This is a genomic window from Nocardia vaccinii NBRC 15922 (assembly GCF_001613305.1).
GTDB classification, from domain to species: domain Bacteria; phylum Actinomycetota; class Actinomycetes; order Mycobacteriales; family Mycobacteriaceae; genus Nocardia; species Nocardia vaccinii.
In genome coordinates, this window is the sequence record NZ_BDCC01000057.1 from 44,611 (window position 1) to 63,946 (window position 19,336).

A 19,336-nucleotide genomic window follows, 5' to 3' on the forward strand; every position below is an offset into this window, starting at 1 on the left:
CTGCACTACCTTTTGCCCATAGATCCGCTGATGCGAGTCTTCGGCGATGAATAGATCGTTACCGCCTTCGGGCACCGAAGCGCGCAGTAGCGCCCAGTGGGTCGCATGCAGATCCTGGGCTTCATCTACGAGCACATGGTCTGCGACGAAGGGTTTCCCGGCTTGCTGTCCGAGTCTGAGGTATTCGGCAGCCACCGCGAGGATCTCCGGGAAGCTGAGACTGCTGTCGGTGCGGCTGTGCCGTCGGAACGCTTCGACCAGCTTCCAGACCGCGATTCGCTGTGACCGGCTGAGTCGCACGCCGCGCCCCGCCCGCGCAACTCGGACGTACTGTTCCAGTGTCGTCACCTTGTTGGCCAAAACTAGCGAAGTCGGGGGCGATCCGCCTTGTTGTCGCCATATAACGACACGACGCGGGTTTCGCTCCGGCGCGTGGAACGCCTTGGCCTGTATGCGGAACCGACGGACGTAGCGCCGATTTTCAGCCGAGGATGCCGCGCTGTCCGGATCATGGTGCCTCATGCGTCGGCCAGTGACCATCACTCACTTTTGAGCCTAGAACAGCGGAAGCTCTTGGAGAACAGCGGCTTTCACCCGAGGGTGTCTATACTGAGCCGAATCGGTGCTCGATCGGCACAGAGGGGGCTTTGATGAAAATTACTCCGGAATCCTTGGTGGAGGCAGCTCTGGAGATAGGCAAACTCGGTGATGAAATCGAGGACAAGAAGGTCTTTCCGGACCTCGAAGCCGAACGTGGAATCCTGGCTCTGTCCGGTTCGCCGATCGCCCTCGCTCTGGGTGACGTCGATGGCGCGAGTCTCGTTGCCCAGAAGGTCATTGCATCGCGGCACGCCGCAGTGGCCGACTTGCTGTACACGACCGCCGCGCAGTTCAAGGATCAGGACCAGGAGCTCGCGGACAAGCTGGCCCAGTTCGGTGACCTGAACTCGACGGGAGCCTGATCATGGGAACGCCGACGAAATCTCAGGTCTCGAAATGGAGATCCGGCATGCTGCAGCAGGTGTCCACCACTGCGGGCACTATCCGCGATGCCATCGACACACGAGCCGAGACGATGCAGCGCACCATCCACGGCCTTGATTGGTCCGGCGCGGCGAACACCGCGGCCACCGGCCGCGCCGACCGCGAACGCAATCAACAACGAGCCGTAGCCACCGCCTACGACGACCTGTGCACGACACTCGCGAGTGCCGAGAGCGATACCGGGTGGGTGATCGACAGGATCAAACAAGCCCTGGCGAACCTACCGACCACGTGGGCGGTCGCCGAGGATTTCACCGTGACGGCCCCGAAGGGAGCCAGCGATTCGGATGTGAATCAGGCCGCCAACGACACCGCCAGTCTGCAGAGCCTGGCGGACAGTCTGGGGCGGGCGATGGACAAGTGGGCACCGAAAATTTCGCAAGCTGTGGCCGATATCGGCCAGCTCGCACCCATCGCTGCTGAGAAACACACCGCGAATCCCGATGACCAGTTCACCGCGCAACAGGCTCAGACCGACCTGCAAGCGATCCGCAACGGCACGGCCGATGCCGCGACTCTGGCACGGCTGAAGGCAGCGACCACCTTGGCAGCCGATGAGAAGGACGCACTGTCAAACGGCAAGGGCGTCAACCTGCCTCAATTCGAATACTTGCAAGCGCTGTCCGAGAGCATGAACGGTATGAGCGGCCAGGACATCGCAGACCTGGGCAGCAAGCTCCCCGGAAATGGCAAGGATCAGGTACAGGCCGCCATCGCCAACGATTTCCGCTTGGTATCCGACACACAGGTTCACTCTGCTGGGCTGAACAGCCAGACCGGCGCCCTCACCGGTGGCATGAGCCAGCTGCCCGACACGATTCAGAACGCGTTGAAAAGCCAGCCCGGTGACCTCGCCGAATTCAACAGTCTCAATTCGCTCGGAACCCTGATGTCCAAAGGGGACACCACGATTCAGGGCAGTGATATCAATCGTGGGCTCATCAAACAGGGTTCCGAACTCGCAGCTTTCACAACCGCGCACCCTGGTCTCAAAGATGGTCCGGTCCCTGGAATAGCGAACGCCTTCCTGAACGATGCTTCCGGCGACCACGCCGCGATCCACGATGCCATCCTCGCGAATCCCAACAGTTCGGATGCGGATGCCCGCGCGGCCGCGGATCGGATGAACGCTACTTGTGCCAATGGCGGTAGATACTACGGGAACCAGCACGTACTCGATATCCTGCAACACCAGTGGTCACCGGACCAGCACGGCGCACAGAACGTATTCAAATGGATCGGCGACGACGCCTCGCTCCCGAAGGGCACCTTCGCGAACAACGAGGCCGGCCAGACCGCGTATGGCCTGGCATCGATACTCGGCGATTCGAACAACAAATCCCTGCTGAACAGCCCCGATAATCCGCTGGGTGCCAAGAACCCGGCACTTACACAGACTCTCGCAAATACGTTGTCACCCTACCTGGGTAATCTCGCCGGAGTCACGGATTCTCCGGGACTGAACATACTCAACAGTGCGCCGGTCGACTCTGCTGGCCACCAAATCCAATCCCCTTTCCACGACTCCAGCGAACTGGGCGGCATGCTTGCGGTACTCGACTCCGATCCACAAGCCGCACGTACCATTAATAGCGCCGGCATGCAGTGGCACGACGTGCTCGAGTATGCGTCCGGCGTAAATACCGATCACGCGGCGTCGCTACAAGCCAACGCGTCCAACCTGCAAGCGGCTCTCACCAATGGGCTGACCACCGATATCAACGCTCACGCCGCCGAGCGTTCCTATCAAGCGTCGCAGGAATATGCGAATAAAGGTGTGTTCGCCGATGGGGTGACCAGCGTTGTGCAGACCGGTGCTGCAATCGCGGGACCCGAAAGTGCGGTGGCCGTACCTGTTGTCAATGGCATCGCCGGGACGGTGGATTCGTACATCAAGTCCGATGTCATAGCCAACCCTGCGGATCCGGCTCATCCCCTGCCTGACGACAAGGTATCCACCGAGCTCAACTCAATCCTGAAGTCCACCTCGAGTGACTCCATTCGAGACGAGTATCTGCAAACTCAGGGATACGTGGAAAAACATCCCGAAGCTGCAAGTTATTTCAATCAGTCGGATGGGAGCAACCTCACGTCAGACTGGCGCAATGTAGCTACTGGCGACGGATTGAACGCCTGGCGCAATGATTACAGTCGATTTCAGCACGACATGGACCTACAGCTCCCGGAGAACGCCTTCCCCGCACCTAGCGAGTCGGATCATGGCCCCATCACAGAGACCGATATTGCGCCGCGCGGTGGACAAACGCCCCCGGGGAAGAAATGAGGGGCGTAGCGAGCGGGCTCGCTGTTCTGGCGATATTCATATGCGCGGCATGCGACAAGTCTGCTCCTCCGCAAGCAGCACTTCCTACAGCCAATCTGACCGCACCGAGTCTCCAACCCCCCACGCAGGGGCCGGACATCCATCCCAAAGTCACGTTCGACCCGTGCACGATGATCTCGGATGAAGTTGTACGCAAGGCCGGGTACGACCCCGCTTCCAGGAAGAGGTATTCCGGCTTCGCGCACGCGCCGAATATTAGCCTGGGTTGCGAATTCAAGGACGATGAACGCGGCCCCATAAATCCTCGATACGTTCTGGACGTAGCCTCCACGAACGAAGAAATCAATAAGTACAGAGAGTCGCTGACGAAAACTTTGTCGGCGCAGCAGTCGATAAAATCAATCACGATCGATGCGCGAGCGGGGTTCGAGCTTGCCGATACGGCATACTTCAAATGTTATGTCCACATAGCCACAAAAGCTGGAGAGGTCGTAATCATACGAACAAACGCGGAAGCCCTCCCTGATCCATGCACTGGCGTCTTGGATATCGCCAAGATAATCGAACCGACCATCGGGGACGATAAATAAGGCACTCGATTGTCTGCGCGTGCTCGGTGTGCGGCGGAGTCCTATGGGTACCAATGTAATTCGAGTATCGCGGCAACGCCTGTGGGCTGCCCGCTACCGACACACCCGGCTCAACCGGCGTACTCGGACCATGCCTCTCCATTCCACCATCGCCAGTTGGCAACGTGACGAGGGTCGGGATACCAACCCGGCGCGGGACGTGATCCGGTAGTCGGTGTGATGGCGGATCCGGCATGCGCATCTGCCGGATTTTGGCTGCTCGAGGCGGCCTCGGGAGTGAGTGTCGGCCTTGCGGCCAACTGCTGCGTGAATGCCTGTGCCGCAGCGATATTCGAGAACTGCCACAGCAGCGTGAGTCCTGGACCGGTGATCTCGAGTTCGGCGTACTGCATCACCGGAAGCATCGGGTTGTTCTTGAACCGGCGATCCGGCCCGCCCTTCTTGTTCGCGTACCTCCAGGTGTGATCGACCTGAACGGCATCCGGCGGTACGGCCTGCGCCTCGATGAACCGGCTCGTCGCGACCCTGGCGACCACGTTGCAGTATCGCCAGGACGCGAACTGCTTGCCGGATTGCACGAGAATCTGGTCGGGCAAGAAGTAGAGGCTGAATCCTGTTGTCCGCAGACCGGGCACGGTGATGTTGGTGGCCAACCATTTCGGCGATCAGTGCGGTCAGAATGGCGAGAGTGTCCGTGTGCACGGTGTAGACGATTTTCAGTCGGTGTTGCCGTGTCAGTGCTACGTAGGTGGCCGGGTCGTGGTCGCTGTGCAGCAGGGCAATCGAGGCTGCTGCACGGTGATGTTCACGTGCCTGTCTACAACAGACCGGATTCCTCGAGTCCGGCACGCAGGCGTTGCTGATGCTCCGGCGGGCCCTGCCGGTATGGCATACGCAGCGCATCGGAGGAGATGACGCCGAGCATTTTCATCGCGGCTTTGGCCTGAATGGCGCCCTGCGAGACGTGCATGATCGCATCGACGGCGGGGATGAGACGCCGGTGGATCTCGCGTGCCCGAGACAGGTCGCCGCGGTCGACGGCGGCGATCATCTCCGCGTAGCGATCGCCCGCGACGTGACCGACCACCGACACGACGCCGGTCGCGCCTTGAGCGAGGTGTGGCAGGTTGACGACGTCGTCGCCGGAATACCAGAGCAGGTCGGTCTGCGACATGATCCGGCTGGCTTCGAAGAAATCGCCCTTGGCATCCTTGACGGCGCGCACGGCGGGAATCTCGGCCGCGCGGAGAATGGTATCGGTACTCAGCGCCGTCCCGGTCCGGCCCGGGATGTCGTACAGCATGACGGGCACACCGCCGCCGGCCTCGGCGACCAGACGGAAGTGTTCGAGGATGCAGTCCTGCGGCGGCTTGTTGTAATACGGCGTGACGACGAGCAGAGCGTCGGCCCCGCAGGCGACCATCTCGCGCGCCGCACGAGTGGAATGCTCGGTGTCGTTGGTGCCGCAGCCGGCCATCACCTGGACACGGTCGCCCACGGCCTCGACCACCGCCCGCACGCAGGCGTAGTCCTCCTCGTCGGTGGTGGTGGCGGACTCACCCGTGGTCCCGTTGACCAGCAATCCGTCATGGCCGTGGTCGGCGAGATATACGGCGAGATTCTGCAGGCCGTCGTAGTCGATCGAGCCGTCGGCGTGCATGGGGGTCACCATCGCCGTGATGACTCGACCGAAGGGGGTGTCCACCATGATCGTGAGATTACAGGCGAGCACCTCACCGCCCGTGCGGAAGGCCCGTGCCCATGCGAAGTGCGTCGTCGGGGTGGTTCCACGGGCGCTCGCCGGGGGGCATAAGCCTCAACCAGCGACCGGCTCGACCACTCCTGCCGGTGGTCGAACGCGGCGTAAAATCGCGTCAGAGGGTTGCCCTATGCAACGGCGACGGTGGATTGCCGCGTTCCTGACGGCGCTAGGGATGTGCGCTGTAATCGCGTACATCAGCGGCGCCCGACCCGAGCGCGCTCCCTCCGGCCCGGACACATCTCCCCAGGTTGCGGCGCCCGTGCTGGTCGCGAAGATAGACAACAGTCCGCAGGCACGGCCACCGGTAGGGCTCGGAGCCGCCGATGTGGTCTACGTCGAGCCGGTCGAGGGTGGCTCGAGCCGGTTGGCCGCCGTGTTCTCGACCCACAAACCCCCGGTGATCGGACCTATCCGCAGCGTGCGGGAAACGGATCTGACGCTGTTGGACCAATTCGGCAACCCGACGTTGGCATCCTCTGGTGCCGCACCTGAGCTGGTTCCCGCCGTCGATTCCGCCTCGCTCCAGAACGCCTCGGCCGATCGGCAATCCGCGGCGTACTACCGCGACTACAGTCGCGCCGCGCCGCACAACCTGTTCGTCCGCTCTGATCAGTTGCCCGTAGGTGGCGGCTGGCCGCCGGCGTCGCAACTGCACTTCGGTCCTACGCCTGCCGGTGGCCGGCCCACGCAACATGAGGAAGCGCGGTATCAGGACGCGGTGATCGGTTTCGACTGGTCACCCAGCAACCACCGGTGGCTGGTGTCCATGGACGGTGCCGCCTACACCACTGCCGATACCGGACAGCTCATGGCGAGCACGGTCGTGCTGCAGAGTGTGCAGGTGCGCGACTCGGCGGTCCGCGACATCGTGGGCAGCGTCTCACCCGTGGCCCAGACGACTGGTAGCGGCCGGGCACTCGTACTTCGCGACGGTCGAGCGTTCCCGGCCGTGTGGTCCCGGCCCTCCCCACAGGCAGGCACAACCTATACAAACCCCACCGGTACAGCCATCTCCTTCGCGCCGGGGCAGGTTTGGACAGTTCTGATTCCAGAGCAGCTCTGGTGACCCCTGTACTCGTCAGTGCCGTAGATCGGCCCCGGAAATCCGCATGTTCGCAGGGCTCTCCGGGGCCGACCGGGTCAGTGCACCGTGCTCAGGCAGACGACCATTTCCTCGGGTTTGGAGTAGGTGAGGTATTTGGTGGCGGAGTTACTGCAGCCGCTGTCGCTGGTGGTGTTGTTCAGGACGTTGGTGACCTTGTAGTTCGCCTCGGGGCTGTCGCAGGCGACCTTTGTGGTGTTGTCGTACTGTTTGTCGAGGCAGTCGCCGTCCTTGACGTTCAGTTGCAGGCAGAGGTTGTAGCCGCCGGAGCCGGTCTGCCAGACGCTCGCGTAGTTGCCGTCGGGACAGGTCGACGTGCTCTTGTCCTGGCGTTCGGCCACCTTGTAGTTGGCGTCCATGCTGCTGCAGTCGGTGATGTCGACCTTCGGGTCGTGGGTGGTACCCGCGACCTTGACGCACTGGCCCACCTGGACCTTCTCCGCGTCGGGCTTGTTGATCTGGTGGCAGCCCCAGCTGGCGAGGTAGATCAGGCCGACCACGACCCCGAGTCCGACCAGAGAGCCGAGTCCGGATCTGATGCGCCGGCCCGCTCCTGCCACACCCGCGCCGAGTCCGGCGGCCGCACCGCCACCCCAGGACGGCGGCTGTCCGCCGGGAGCGATCGTCGGCCCCTGTGGGTAGGCATTCGGGTCGTACCCCGCCTGCCCTGGCGCAAATTGTCCCTGTGGATAAGTTGTCTGACCGGACGCGGGCTGCCCCTGTTGGCCGAAGCCCTGTTGGCCCGATTCCTGTCCGGGCTGGGGATAGTTCGCCTGCCCGGGGGTCTGCTGGAGATGAGTGGTCGGATCCGCTCCGGACTGTCCCTGCTGCGGATAGCCCGTCTGACCTGTGGATTGCCACGGGTGTGGATAACCGGGCTGCTGTCCCCAGCCCGGGGCGGGCTGTCCCTGCGGCATCTGTGTGGTCGGGTCGGCCGCCTGTGGATATCCCGTCTGCCCCGGAATCGGCTGGCCTGTCTGTGGATAACCAGCAGGCTGTCCCTGCTGTGGATAACCTGCCTGCCCCGGTGCGGGCTGCCCCTGCTGTGGATATCCGTACTGTCCCTGCGGATATCCGGGCTGCGGCTGAGGATTCCCGTCCTGCGGGTTCCCGGACTGTCCCGACGGGTTGTTCGACGATCCCGGCGGGGGTTGCGGTTGCATTCGTGATGTCCTTACGGTTTCTCGTCCGCCAGGGGTGCGAGATTCCCGCGGCCCGGCACCCTCGCGTGCCGCCGCCACACCCCGTCGGCCGCTGAGAACCGCCGAGTGAACACGAATCGGCAACCGACAACCGCCGCCTGCACAGTGTTCCCCCGACGTTCCTCGACACGACCGCCGAAACGTTACCGCCGCACCACACCACTTGCCAGCGAGAAAGAGTGCGCGGGCATCGCCGGTCGTCGCTGACCCGGGCATATCGGCGGTTCGATGTCGCCGGATGCCCGCCACCGATTGATACCGCAGTGCGGTCGTTCCAGGCTGGTGTGCGGTTATGTCACCAGGGCCACGGACAATTATCAGGACCCCGCACGTATCTTCGAGCCGATCCGGATGAGACGCCCCCTTGTCAGGCCGAGATCGATGCACGCTTCCAATCGCTCCCGGCTGGGGCCCGTGAGACGGCGTTGGTTGAAGATCGCCATAGTGGCGCGAAGCAACGATTCGATGTCGAGCTCGGAGCCGGTGCAGGCCGCCTTCATAGCATTGACTATCTCCTCCGGGGCGATCTCGCCGAGAGGGCGGGACACCTCGTCGGGCGTGGTGCGGTAGCCGTTCCACGTCATCCGGTCGAGCTGATGCGGCCACACGAAGGCGCCCATCGGATCGGAGTGAATGAGCTCGGTGGGGACACATTCGATGACGAAATCCTTGCGGGCAGCGGAAACTCGGTCGAAACCGAATCGCTTCGCGACGACGCGTGCGAGCCGTTCGAGCGCGATCGGCCCCTCCGTTTCCACGGTCTCCCGCACGGCATCGGTGATAGTGCGCCGCACCGACGGCGAGTTGGTTCTGTCGAGATCGGTTCGCTCCCCGAGCGCTGTCGTCCGGGCACACGCGTAACGGACACCACAACCATCCCAGTTCCGTTCGGACAGTGGTGCATTCGGTGTGTCGACGGTGTTTGGTACGTGGCTCGACAGCGTACTCGCCGAGTGCTCGGATTCGGTTGTGTGCGGCATTCTGATCTCGATCGGTTCAGCTGCCGGAGAGAACGCGGCCGCATCGACTTCGACATCGGCCGCGTCGACCTCGACACCGGCGACGATCGTTTCGATCGATTGCTTCTGGGGAGCATCGGTTTCCGCCTGCGCGATGAGAGCCGAACGAGCCTCTGCCGCCGCGGCGAGCTGGGCCTGGAACTCATCGTATTGCCGACGCGCGGTTTCGATGGCGGCGTCGATGCGGTCGAGTACCGCATTGCGATCGTCGATCCAGCCGGGTAGCCATACCCGCAACGACGAACCCCAGTGCATCATCGTCTCGAGCAGCCGAGGCGTCAGATCCCGGTCGGTGACGGTCGGCCGCCCCGCCCATCGCGGGCCGTCGAGCATGATCGCCACTTGCCAATGGCCGCAGCCGGGTTCGCGCACAACGACGTCGAGCACGAATTCGGACTGCCCGTAATTGGCCTCCACCTCGTATCCACGCTCGCTCAGAGCGGCACAGATGTCCTTCTGAATCGGATCGAGGCCTACCGCATCGCGCGATTGTCCGCCTGCGTTCGGTCCGTTCGAGGCCAACTCCAGGTAGCCGCGTAGGTGTCCCAGGCCAACGGATTTGGTTCGCGACAAATCGATGTCGAACGGCGTGAACGAGGTGAACACGAGAACCTTGCGACGTGCCCTCGTGATCGCGACATTGAACCGCTTTTCGCCCCCGGACCTGCTGAGCGGCCCGAAATTGAGCGGCAGTTGCGACTCACCGGGTCTGGTCGAGAACGCGGTGGTGAACAAGATGACGTCTCGCTCATCACCCTGCACATTCTCCAGGTTCTTGACGAAGATGCCCTCTTCGGCATCGGAGCGCAGAAGTTCCCGGACGAGGGGATCATCGCATTCGTCGAGAAGATCCTCCACCAGTGTGCGTTGCTGGGTATTGAAGGTGACGACACCGATGCTCTGACCAGCCAGATGCGGTGTGGCCAAGCGTGTTCGGATCTCCTCGACGATTGCTTCGGCTTCGACACGGTTCGTGCGGAACTCGTTGCTGCGGTCCTCGCGATTGAAATGTCCTGCGACGTACCGCCATTCGACACCTGCGGTGGTGTCACCGCCGGGGGAGGGCAAACTGGCCAGACGCCCTTCGTAGTACTTCTGGTTGGAAAAGGTGATGAGTGTCTCGTCTTGGCTGCGGTAGTGCCACGACAACCACAAGCGCGGAACCCCTGACTCGACGCATTCGGTGAGGATGCTGTCGAGGTCCTCCGGGGCCAATTCGCCGTTCTCCTGCGCTTCATCGTCATCGGACGCGGTGACCTGACCGAAAGATGTCGGCGGCATCTGCTGGGAATCACCGACGATTACGGCCGATCGACCGCGGCCGAGCGCGCCGATCGCCTGTGCCACGGTCACCTGCGATGCTTCGTCGAAAACGACGATGTCGAATGTCGCGGAGCCGGGAGGGATGAATTGTGCGAGTGAGGAAGGACTGACGAAGACGCAAGGAGCCGCGGCGAGAATATGTTCGGCGTATCTGGTCATCAGCTGCCGGAAGCTGGCCCCACCGCGCCTGCGATCGAGGGAGCGTCGCAGCTCCCCGACCTCACCGGTGAGCGAACCCGCCTGGAACGGGCGCCGACCGAGCAGTGCGGCGGCCAGTGCGGTCACCTGTTCGCCCCGCAGCGCGTCTGCCGCGCGGACGAAATCATCGATCTCGCCATCGCGCAGATCCGTGAGGAAGCTCTTCAGGCCGGTCGACCGGAGGCGTTCTTCGAGTGACGTCCGCGCGGCGCCCCGAATGAATGATGCCGTCGCATCGGCGGCTGGAATCCCGGCAGTAAGAAGCGATTCCACGAACTCGTCCAGGCCTGCGCGGCGCAGCGGAGCGAGATAGCTGGACATCCGGGACCATTCGAGCAGGCGTCGCGACTCGAAAAGATCTGTGTCTTCGAGGAGTTCGTTGCGGGTGCGCTCCCATGTGGTGAGCCAGTGCGTACCGTTACGCCACCTGGTGAGGTCATCGTTCGCTGTGCCCAGGCTCGAGCGAAGGTGGTTCCACGCCGCGCTGACCTCCTCGAGCAGCGCGATTTCCCCCTCCGTCGGAAAGCCGATCGACTCGAGTAGCCGCCATTCGTCCGGCGACTCGTCGATGAACCGGATGGTGGCGGCGATGTAGTCGAGGGTCGGCCGCAATTCTTCGGCGCTGCCGGGGATCAGGGGGTTCCAGCGCGGCGGAGCGAACGAGCCGAGCAGTTCCCCGGCGAGCAGCTGTGTTCGGGAAATATGTTCGCGGGCACCGGGTATCGCATGCAGCAGCGGCAGGACGGTATGCGGCGCCAGGTCCGCACCCGCATGTGCGAACGGAGACAGGTTTCGCTGGAACTGTTCGACCTTCTTCTTCCGGCCGAACATGCCTCTGTCGCATTCCTCCGCCTCGGCGATCGCGCTGGAGGTGTTGCCGGATTCGATATACATCGGCGTGAACGTCGCGAGGAGAGGCGTGCAGTTCTGTTGCAGCAGCCCGATTTCCGACTTCAAAGTCTTCAGCGAGACGCCGAATTGCGGATTACGCATCCAGGCGAGTGCCGTCGCATCCGGAACCGGTCTTCCCAGTTGCCGTTTCGCCGGCGGTATCAGCGCGTCGATCTGTTCCGGATCGGTGAGGGCGGCCAGTAGCGCTCGCACTCGGGTGTTCGGCTCGGTGGCGTCGAGTGCGTCGGCGAACCGGTGTACGGCCGATCGGAGTTGCTCGCTACCCACTTCGTCGGGGACGGATCCGGCGATTGCCCACGGCACGCCCGGCGCGATCTTCAGAGGGCGAGCGGCTCGCGAGAACAGATCGAGCGAATTCTTCACCGCCGACCAACTTTCGGCCGGACGAGCGACGTACGAGATGGGAATGGGTGCCGCAGGCCCCTCGCGGGTCTCCAAGATCTCTTCGAACGCACTCCAGAGCGAATGGTCGATCCCGTTTCGCTCATGCAGTTTCGCCGGGTAGTCGGCCAGCGGACCCAGTCTTGCTCGGTAGTCGGCCAACCGAGCATCCCAGGTGCGCTGGTTGTAATGGATCGAATTATCGATGGCTGCCTTGAGCTGGTCACGAATCGCGTTCGGGCTCTGGCTCTTTCCGTGCAGATCGAGGGTGAAATTCTGTAGTCCGACCTTTTCGAGGCGTCGCTTGACAACGTCCAGCGCAGCCTGTTTCTCCGCGACGAACAATACGGTCTTGCCCAGGCCGAGGGCATGTGCGATCAGGTTCGTGATCGTCTGGGATTTTCCGGTGCCGGGAGGGCCTTCCAGGACGAATGTGCGTCCGGCTCCGGCGAGGGCGATCGCCCTGAGCTGTGAGCCATCGGCTGGAATCGGAACGGGCACAGCGCTTTCGTCGACGTCGAGATGTTCGAGACCGGCCTCCCCATCCGCCTGCGGGTCCTGGAACGACTCTCCCGGATGGTGGGTCAGGTGCCGGACGATGGGACTCTGCTCCAGCGTCGCCCAGCTGTCGCTCAGGTCTTTCCACATACCGAATGTGCCGAACTGGCAGATGGCCACCGTTGCCACTTCGTCGATTCGCAGGTCGATGTTGTTCTCGACCAGGGCACTGCGAATTCCGCGGAGCGCAGCCACGATGTCCAGGCCGCTGTCATCCAGTTCGGGCGTCTCGAGAGCCTCGATGGAGACGTTGTGCTTCAGACGCAGCCACTCGACGAGGCAGTAGTTCGGCGTCGCCACTTCGGTTGTATTGGCGATGATCTGGAACGACTTTCGCCCCGTACCACCGGTGATCTTCACCGGAAGTAGAAACAACGGAGCCCGCGCCTCGGCGCCGGTCGAGGTCTGGTGAACGAGTGCGCCGAGCGTCAGGTAGAGGTTCGAACTTCCGGTTTCCTCCAGCAATGTGCGAGCGGTCCGGGCGAGCTCTTTGAATCGGCGTGTGTAAGTGCTCTGCGGCACAGCGGCATACAGTTGATGGTCATCAGATAGGTGGGCGCGCAGGACTTCCGGGTCGATCTCGGCGGCGCGTCGGGCACCCTGTAGGCGATGAATGGACGACAGATCGTCGTGTGGGGTCAGCGTAATCGGAACCCCCGCATGAATGATGTCGTCGAGTATCGGCAGACCGTCATGGGGGACGTGCAGATCGACAACCTGCGCAGAGGCTTTCAGGTTCAACAGCCGGTTCCGGGTGCTCAGATCGAGCAGCGACCGTTTCCATTTCCGGACGCGGGCCGGAGCGGAATCGGTCGTGTCGAGGATCTCGTCGTTCCGGTTCCTGGTGCGCAGGTCACCCGGCAGTTCCAGGACGATGTTGCTGATCTTCGCCGGTTCGGAGCTGGAGACCGCGACGATGTCATCGACACTCGGCAGCGGCCGCACTCCACTCTTTCGGGCAGCCGCGATCCCGACCACACCGGCCAGGGACTCGGGGGAGCTGAAATGCTGTCGCGCCATGGTGATCGCATTGGTGAAGTCACCCTTCGGAGACTCGTCGTAGAACACGGCCTCGACAGGTACGGCGATGCCCGACTCGACTAGGTTCACCATGGCGTTCTGCTCGGTCAGGGACGGATGGGACAGGTTCACCTCATCACGCAGGAACCCCGCGAAAGCGTGTCCGTCGACCAGCCATACGAGCGGACGAAGTCCGGCTGCCTCCAGACAGGCCGCGTAGGTCACGGACAGATCGATGCAGGTGCCGAACCGTTCCTGCAGGACCTGTGCGGTGGTGCGGATCTTCTGCCCGCTCGCCTCGAACGACGCGGGCGGGTTTGTATAGCGGATTCGCCTGGCGCGCAATGCTTCGTAGAGAGCCGCGGCGATGAGAGCGGTGCGTTCCGGGCCGTTCTGATAGCCGCTGATCGAGGAGTCGCCGGTATTCGACCGCAGGAGTTCGGCGGCATCGTCGAGAACCGTCTGGACCGATTTCGTATTCGGTTGTACGAATGCCGCGAGGGAGTCGTAGAAAATGGGTGCGTTGAACCACTCGTTGTGCGCGAGGACTCGGAGCGGGGCGGTGAGATGGATGTCCCGGCCCCAGAGCCGCGACACCGTGACAGTCAGGGTCGAGGGGTGACTCTCGTTCAGATCTCGCAGATAGGACGTCGATGGTGTGAAGGCGCCGAAATCATCCCAGAACACCTCTGCCCCGTCGGCAAGGTCCCCGTCGTGGGTTCGTTCCCAGGCCGGTGCGAGTTCAGCGCCTTCGCCGTGCAGTCGAACGGTCACCGTCAGGTCGACCACCGACGATCCCGAATTGTTGGTGACACGAATTCCGGCAATCAGGGGTACGCCGTTGTGCACGAGCGCCAGGTTTATCGCCGGTTGGGTCAACACCTGGACGGTGAGTCCCGACTCGACCGTGGTGGTGTCCTCCCAGAGCGGGCTATGGGCCACGCCTGCCTCCATGTGCCTCGAACTGTGGTGAATCGGGCCAGGTCATGGCCGTATCCTCGGATTTCCTGTTCTCACATCGGCGAAGGAGCCGAAAGTGTGACAGGCGTTATCGGCGGGCCCGGACAGCGGCCTCTATCGCGGCCACGATGCGCTCGGAACTCTCCTGCCACCTCCGCAATTGCTGCACGGCCGGGGCCAGTTCGTAATCGTGATGGTGGGTGGCCGCGGAGAGTTGCGACCAGAGCAGTCTGGCCTCGCCGGCCATCGGCTCACCGATATACCGGGACAGCACCAGCAGCTGTGCGCGCGCTGTCACGGAGGTCATTCCCGGTGAAACTGTTTGCCACAGTTCGCGAACCGCGTGCTCCAAGGCGATGCGCATCATCCAGGCCGACGCCCGGGACCAGAGTCCGTCCAGGTCTGTGGTGGCGTCGGTGATGAGCCTGTCTGCGGTGCCGAGGCGGGAGCGGACGGTGGTCAGCGACCCAGCCATGCGGCGATCCTCTCGGTGTGCTTGATGAGCTTTCCGAGGTCGTCGCGAGTGCTGCCGTGCGCACCACGGTTGCAGAGCCCTACTGCCGCCGACGCCCAGTGGCCGACTTCTCGATCGAGTTCGGCAAGGGCGTCTGCCACCCTCGTACGATCCAAAAGCACTGCCAGAGCCAGCTTTTCCTTGGTGCGCTCAGCGGCGATGAGCTGCTCGGCGATAGCAATCTGACTGAAGCCCTCTTCGCCCAGGATCTTGTGAACCCTTGCGGTACTGGCAGATTCGATCGCTTGGCGGCAGCACAGTGCGATCAGCTCGTTGGCTTCGTCGTTGGGCAGGTTGGTGGTGAGCTGCAATGCGCGGGCATCGGCGAGACTGCGGCGGACGGGATCGATCGATACCCGGACTTCCACCACGGACCGCTCACGCCGCTGTACTTCGAGGATCGTCGCCGGAATCTGAAGGTGGCGAACGGCTTCCGTCAGCCGCAGGTCGTGAGTGAACACGATGACCTGCCAGGTTCGCGAGACATCGGCGAGAACCTTGGCGAGTCCGTCGACTTTCGCCGGATCCATGGACTGGACCGGGTCGTCGATCATCAGGAACCGGAACGGGCTCTGCGCGGTGGTGGCGCGCGGCAGAAACAGCGACAAGCCCAGCGAATGCAGCTCGCCCTGGCTCATCACGCCCAGTGCGGCCCCGGGGACGCCGTCGACGGTGACGTCCAGGCTGACGCGCCGTTGTTGCGCATTGCCCGTCAGGACGACGCCGCCGAGTTCGACGTTGCTCTGTTGCCGGAGCATCGTCCACACGCGTTGGGAAACATCGGCCAACGGCTGCATACGTTCGGTGCGCAGACCGGCGGCCGCTTGCTTGAGCCAGGTTTCCGCAGCTTTGACGATTTTCAGTTCGTCGGCGGCGTCGGCGCTCGCCTTGGCGCCTTCGACCCATGCGGCTATGCGTGTGGCCAGCGGTGACCAGATCGTGTCCAGGCGGGACAGTTCGGCTTGTGCGCGTTGTTGCAGATCAGCCGAGGCTTCGCGCAGCTTCGCATAACGGTCGCGCAGCTGCGTCGGCAATTGTGCGGGATCGGATGTGCGCAGGTCCGCCCAGGAGCGCCAGGCGTCCACGGCCTCGCCGGAATCGATCGGGCAGTTCGACAGGGCCTGTGGAACCGTGTGGATCAGCGCCCTCGCGGTGGACACCGCCGCGTCGTATTCGCGCTTGGCCGTGGTGAGTTCGGCAGTGCGCCGGCGGATATTCGTGATCGTGTGCGCGGTCCGCTCTCGCCAGTGCTCGTCGAGTTGTCCCTGCCCACAAACAGGGCACGGGCAATCACCCGATTCGGCGATGCTCGAGGCCAAATCGAGAATTTGCAGGATCGCCGTGTCGGATTCGGCCTCGGATGTCGCCGCATCGACCCGACGCGCGGTTGCGGAGTCGAGTTCGTTCGCCGCGGACTCCACGGCGGTGTCGGTAGGCAGGCTCAGCGCGATGACGTTGGTCAAAGCCGCTGCCATACCCGGCATATCGCCCTTCGTGCCGGATGCCAACTGCACGACGGCGTCGAGATCGATGGTGCGGTATACCAGCAGTGCCGCAACGCTTTTCGCCCGCTCGTCATCCACCGTGGACAAGGCGAGCGCGAGCTCGTCCTTCTCGTTCTTGACCGCCTTGGCGGCCTTGTCGAGATCGAGCCGCCGCCGCGTCAGTCTCTCCAACGCGCTGGTGAGGTCGTTCAATCCCAGGAGCCGGTGCAGCGCGTCGTACATGGCGGTCGGACTTCCGTCGATCAGCGATCCGAGTTCGCTGTAGGACAGGAAAGGCCGGAACGACTCCAACGGTCCGGACAGTTGGGATCGGTCCAACGGTACGGGAGCATCGGACTTGCGGCGGGCGGTCCACACGCCGTTATCGAGATCCGTTGCGGAGCCCCAGGTTCCGGCGATGGTCAATGGGTTCTCGGCGGCCTCGGTCTGCAACTCGACCTCGATATTCGGCGTCGCACCGTCGTGCAGGTTCCGCCAGCCCTCGCGCCAGATCTTCTGGCGCCCGGACCACCGCATATTGTCGCCGGTGATGGCGAACTCGGCGGCCTCGGCGAAACTGGACTTACCGCAACCGTTTCGGCCGACCACTAGCGTAAGGCCGGGCGAAGGCTGCAGGGGCAGCGTCGTTTTCGGGCCGATGCCGCGGAAACCCTGCACGGTGATCGACCGGAGAAACATCCCCGCCAGCACGCCGCCGGAGTCGGGACCAGTCGTACCGGAATCGGCGAAGGCTGCCAGTACCTTTTCAGCTACCGTCGGCGAAAGGGATGGATCGGACGAAATCTTTGCGGACACCAGGTCGATCAGTGTCGCGGTGGTCTTCTCGGAAAGATCAGCGGTGGATGGTGTGTTCTGCATAGATGATCCCCCAGAACTAGTGCGAATACCTGTGTGAAACAACGAGGAACGCGTGCTCTCCAACCATGCGAGTGACTCACTTTATCGAGAAGTCGGGTCGGAAAGGGGCGGCTCGCCCGGCAACTTCCTCCAGGCAAACCGCCCGCGCGATGGTGGTTACTGTCCCGGAATGCAGCCCGGCGGCACCTGATAGGCGTTGTACCCGAGAGCGGCTCCGGCTCCGGCCCCGAGGGCCATCCCGAGCGGAACCGTAACGGGCGCATCGAGTCCCAGCGTCACCGCACTGGAGCCGGCTCCCGCGGCCGCACCGCCGAGCAGACCGAGGGCGAGGCCCAGGCCCATCGACTGGTTGCGCTCGAGAATTCGCAAGGGCTCCGGTTGGCCGGGGAAGTAGGTGCACGACGCGGCGGTGGCTTCGGCGGTTACGGGTTCTACCGTCGAGTTGGGCTCGGGACGCTCGGCGTGTGCGGTTGCCGCAATCCCCGTGAGGATGGAGGCGGCGGCCGTAGCGGAGATCAGGCTTCGACAGATCGTTTTCATGGCTGGTTCCGTTCCGCCGCTCGAAAGCCGAGCGGCGTGGTCGGTTCGGTTGGTATGCCCGTGGGAGCGGGAAAATGTCGGTCTCCCAACGGGTGTGGGAATTCGAGGTGGGTGATCAGGACTGGCAGCCCGACCACCACACGCTCGCCCCGAGTCCGGGGTTCTTCATGATCGCGTCGAGATCGGCGTCGCCGAGATTGTTTTCGACCGACCAGGAGTAGACCGTGGTCTTGATGTCGTCGTCCGCACCGGAGTACCGCGTACCGGTCGCGACCGCGCCGCACTGGCCGCTGGAGTAGACCAGGGCCAATCGGCAGTCGTGTGCCGGTGCGCTGGAGCCGGCCGGCGGCGGGATCCGCTGATCGCAGGCCGCCAGGACACTGTTCTTCGCCTGCTCGACGTCGGTGGCGTCCCGAGAAGCATTGAGCAGGCCGTTACTGGGCGAAACCGCGACTGCGGTCCAGCGGATGTCGTCGGCCTGGGCCGGCGTGGCTGCCAGAGCGGTGGTGCCGATAACGGCGGCGGACAGTGCGGTTCCCGCTATGAACTTTGTGATCCTCATCGTGCTTATTTCCTTGGTTTTCGAATCGAAGGTCGGTCGGTTAATTCACCGACACGCGTGCACCGCCGGAGAACATCGAGTCGTGGAACTCGAGGGTGGCGGGGACGGTTTCCGGGGATACGTCGAATGCGATGGCAACGGAAATCGAGTTGCCCGGGTTGATATCTGCGCCGACGACGCCGCTGTCGTTGATGGCGATGTCGGCCATGGTGTCGTTGGTGTATTGGCGGCCGCGAGCGTCGATGAGCTTCTGGTTGCCGCCGAAGTAGCTTTGTGGTTTGGTGCCGATGTTGCTCACTCGGACATGAACGACGACGAATTCACCTTGTGCCTTGCGCCGAAGAAACTCGTTGTCGCCCAATGCCGTGACGGGAGAGTCGATTCCGGTGACGACGAACGAGAATTTGCCGTCGCGGACTTCCGATCCGGCCTGCGCGATGGCCGGCCCCCGCGTGATACTCGGGGCAGCGGATGTCGATGGGGCAGCTGATGACGTCGGCGCCATCGGTTCGGCCGCGGCCGCGGCGGTCGTCCTCGTCGTGGTCCGAGTCGCCGAGTTCGACGAGTTACCGGCAATCCCGACGAGTCCGAAACATCCCCCGCACATCAGTACCATTCCGCCGATCAGAATCCACGGCCAGACCACTCGCTTGCGCGGTGGCGGCCCAGAGTACTGGGGCATCGGGTAGGGCTGCGATCCGTACGGCTGCGATCCGTAGGGTTGCTGGTACGGCGGGGGCGGAGTGGTCATCTCGGTGGTTCTTTCGACGTAGTTCGTGTTGGCATCCGGAGAGATAGGCCCGAGAGTTGCTGGCGTTACCGGGATTTCCGGATTGGATCTGCATCGCGCCTTCATCTGCCTTCAGAATCACGCCGACTCGAACTCACCCCAGGCAGCATGAGCGTATTGGTGACGAATTGCGCGTTCTCCGTGGTATTTCAGGTTGGAAGCGAGGGACTTTCGGCTTCGTGAATAGGTGACTTTCGCTTAGTACTCCAGCC

13 protein-coding genes and 1 pseudogene are annotated in these 19,336 nt (G+C 63.2%); 4 read left to right on the forward strand and 10 right to left on the reverse strand.

Features of this window, described 5'->3' with window-relative positions; genetic code table 11:
* Positions 1 to 3: 3 nt before the first annotated feature.
* Positions 4 to 369: pseudogene (locus tag NV1_RS42600) on the reverse strand (UvrD-helicase domain-containing protein); the annotation flags it as partial.
* A gap of 281 nt (positions 370 to 650) precedes the next feature.
* On the opposite strand from NV1_RS42600, the gene NV1_RS30250 reads away from it, so the two are divergent.
* Genes NV1_RS30250 through NV1_RS30260 form a run of 3 tightly spaced genes read left to right on the forward strand, consistent with a single transcriptional unit; the run spans position 651 to position 3,918 of the window.
* Positions 651 to 962: a hypothetical protein gene (locus tag NV1_RS30250; RefSeq protein WP_067899055.1), complete on the forward strand. Its 312-nt coding sequence runs from the start codon at positions 651 to 653 to the stop codon at positions 960 to 962.
* A gap of 47 nt (positions 963 to 1,009) precedes the next feature.
* Complete coding sequence (locus tag NV1_RS30255) at positions 1,010 to 3,328, forward strand: TPR repeat domain-containing protein (RefSeq protein ID WP_157117455.1); 2,319 nt, start codon at positions 1,010 to 1,012, stop codon at positions 3,326 to 3,328.
* Positions 3,325 to 3,918 carry a DUF3558 domain-containing protein gene (locus NV1_RS30260; RefSeq protein WP_084525946.1) on the forward strand — a complete coding sequence of 198 codons (594 nt, stop codon included), beginning with the start codon at positions 3,325 to 3,327 and terminating at the stop codon, positions 3,916 to 3,918. Before NV1_RS30255 ends, NV1_RS30260 begins: the two co-directional genes overlap by 4 nt.
* 110 nt (positions 3,919 to 4,028) lie before the next feature.
* Here the strand turns inward: NV1_RS30260 and NV1_RS30265 are convergent, their stop codons facing one another.
* Together NV1_RS30265 and dapA are read right to left on the reverse strand one after the other, a co-directional pair.
* Positions 4,029 to 4,571, reverse strand: a complete 543-nt coding sequence (locus NV1_RS30265; protein WP_067899064.1) for a DUF2510 domain-containing protein — start codon at positions 4,569 to 4,571, stop codon at positions 4,029 to 4,031.
* A 164-nt stretch (positions 4,572 to 4,735) separates the two neighbouring features.
* A complete protein-coding gene (dapA, locus tag NV1_RS30270) occupies positions 4,736 to 5,626 on the reverse strand; it encodes a 4-hydroxy-tetrahydrodipicolinate synthase (RefSeq protein WP_067899120.1) in 891 nt (296 codons plus the stop codon).
* Positions 5,627 to 5,852: 226 nt separating this feature from the next.
* Between dapA and NV1_RS30275 the strand changes: the two genes are divergently transcribed.
* Positions 5,853 to 6,746 (forward strand): DUF3048 domain-containing protein, encoded by an 894-nt coding sequence (locus NV1_RS30275; RefSeq protein WP_281181916.1) that lies wholly within the window; start codon positions 5,853 to 5,855, stop codon positions 6,744 to 6,746.
* A 74-nt stretch (positions 6,747 to 6,820) separates the two neighbouring features.
* Here the strand turns inward: NV1_RS30275 and NV1_RS30280 are convergent, their stop codons facing one another.
* The 7 genes from NV1_RS30280 to NV1_RS30310 all read right to left on the reverse strand — a co-directional run bounded on the left by NV1_RS30280 (position 6,821) and on the right by NV1_RS30310 (position 19,085).
* Entirely contained in the window at positions 6,821 to 7,945 is a 1,125-nt protein-coding gene (locus NV1_RS30280; protein ID WP_157117457.1) for an LppU/SCO3897 family protein, read from the reverse strand.
* A gap of 356 nt (positions 7,946 to 8,301) precedes the next feature.
* Positions 8,302 to 14,337, reverse strand: coding sequence for an anti-phage protein ProA (gene proA, locus NV1_RS30285; protein ID WP_084525968.1), 6,036 nt, complete (start codon positions 14,335 to 14,337; stop codon positions 8,302 to 8,304).
* Between the two features lie 106 nt (positions 14,338 to 14,443).
* Positions 14,444 to 14,830, reverse strand: coding sequence for a hypothetical protein (locus tag NV1_RS30290; protein ID WP_067899077.1), 387 nt, complete (start codon positions 14,828 to 14,830; stop codon positions 14,444 to 14,446).
* Entirely contained in the window at positions 14,815 to 17,232 is a 2,418-nt protein-coding gene (locus NV1_RS30295; protein ID WP_084525950.1) for an ATP-binding protein, read from the reverse strand. The genes NV1_RS30290 and NV1_RS30295 overlap by 16 nt, the downstream gene beginning before the upstream one ends.
* A gap of 156 nt (positions 17,233 to 17,388) precedes the next feature.
* Complete coding sequence (locus tag NV1_RS45225; RefSeq protein WP_067899082.1) at positions 17,389 to 17,772, reverse strand: hypothetical protein; 384 nt, start codon at positions 17,770 to 17,772, stop codon at positions 17,389 to 17,391.
* A 115-nt stretch (positions 17,773 to 17,887) separates the two neighbouring features.
* Entirely contained in the window at positions 17,888 to 18,334 is a 447-nt protein-coding gene (locus tag NV1_RS30305; RefSeq protein ID WP_067899085.1) for a DUF4189 domain-containing protein, read from the reverse strand.
* 40 nt (positions 18,335 to 18,374) lie between these two features.
* Positions 18,375 to 19,085 (reverse strand): DUF4352 domain-containing protein, encoded by a 711-nt coding sequence (locus tag NV1_RS30310; protein WP_067899088.1) that lies wholly within the window; start codon positions 19,083 to 19,085, stop codon positions 18,375 to 18,377.
* Positions 19,086 to 19,336: the final 251 nt, after the last annotated feature.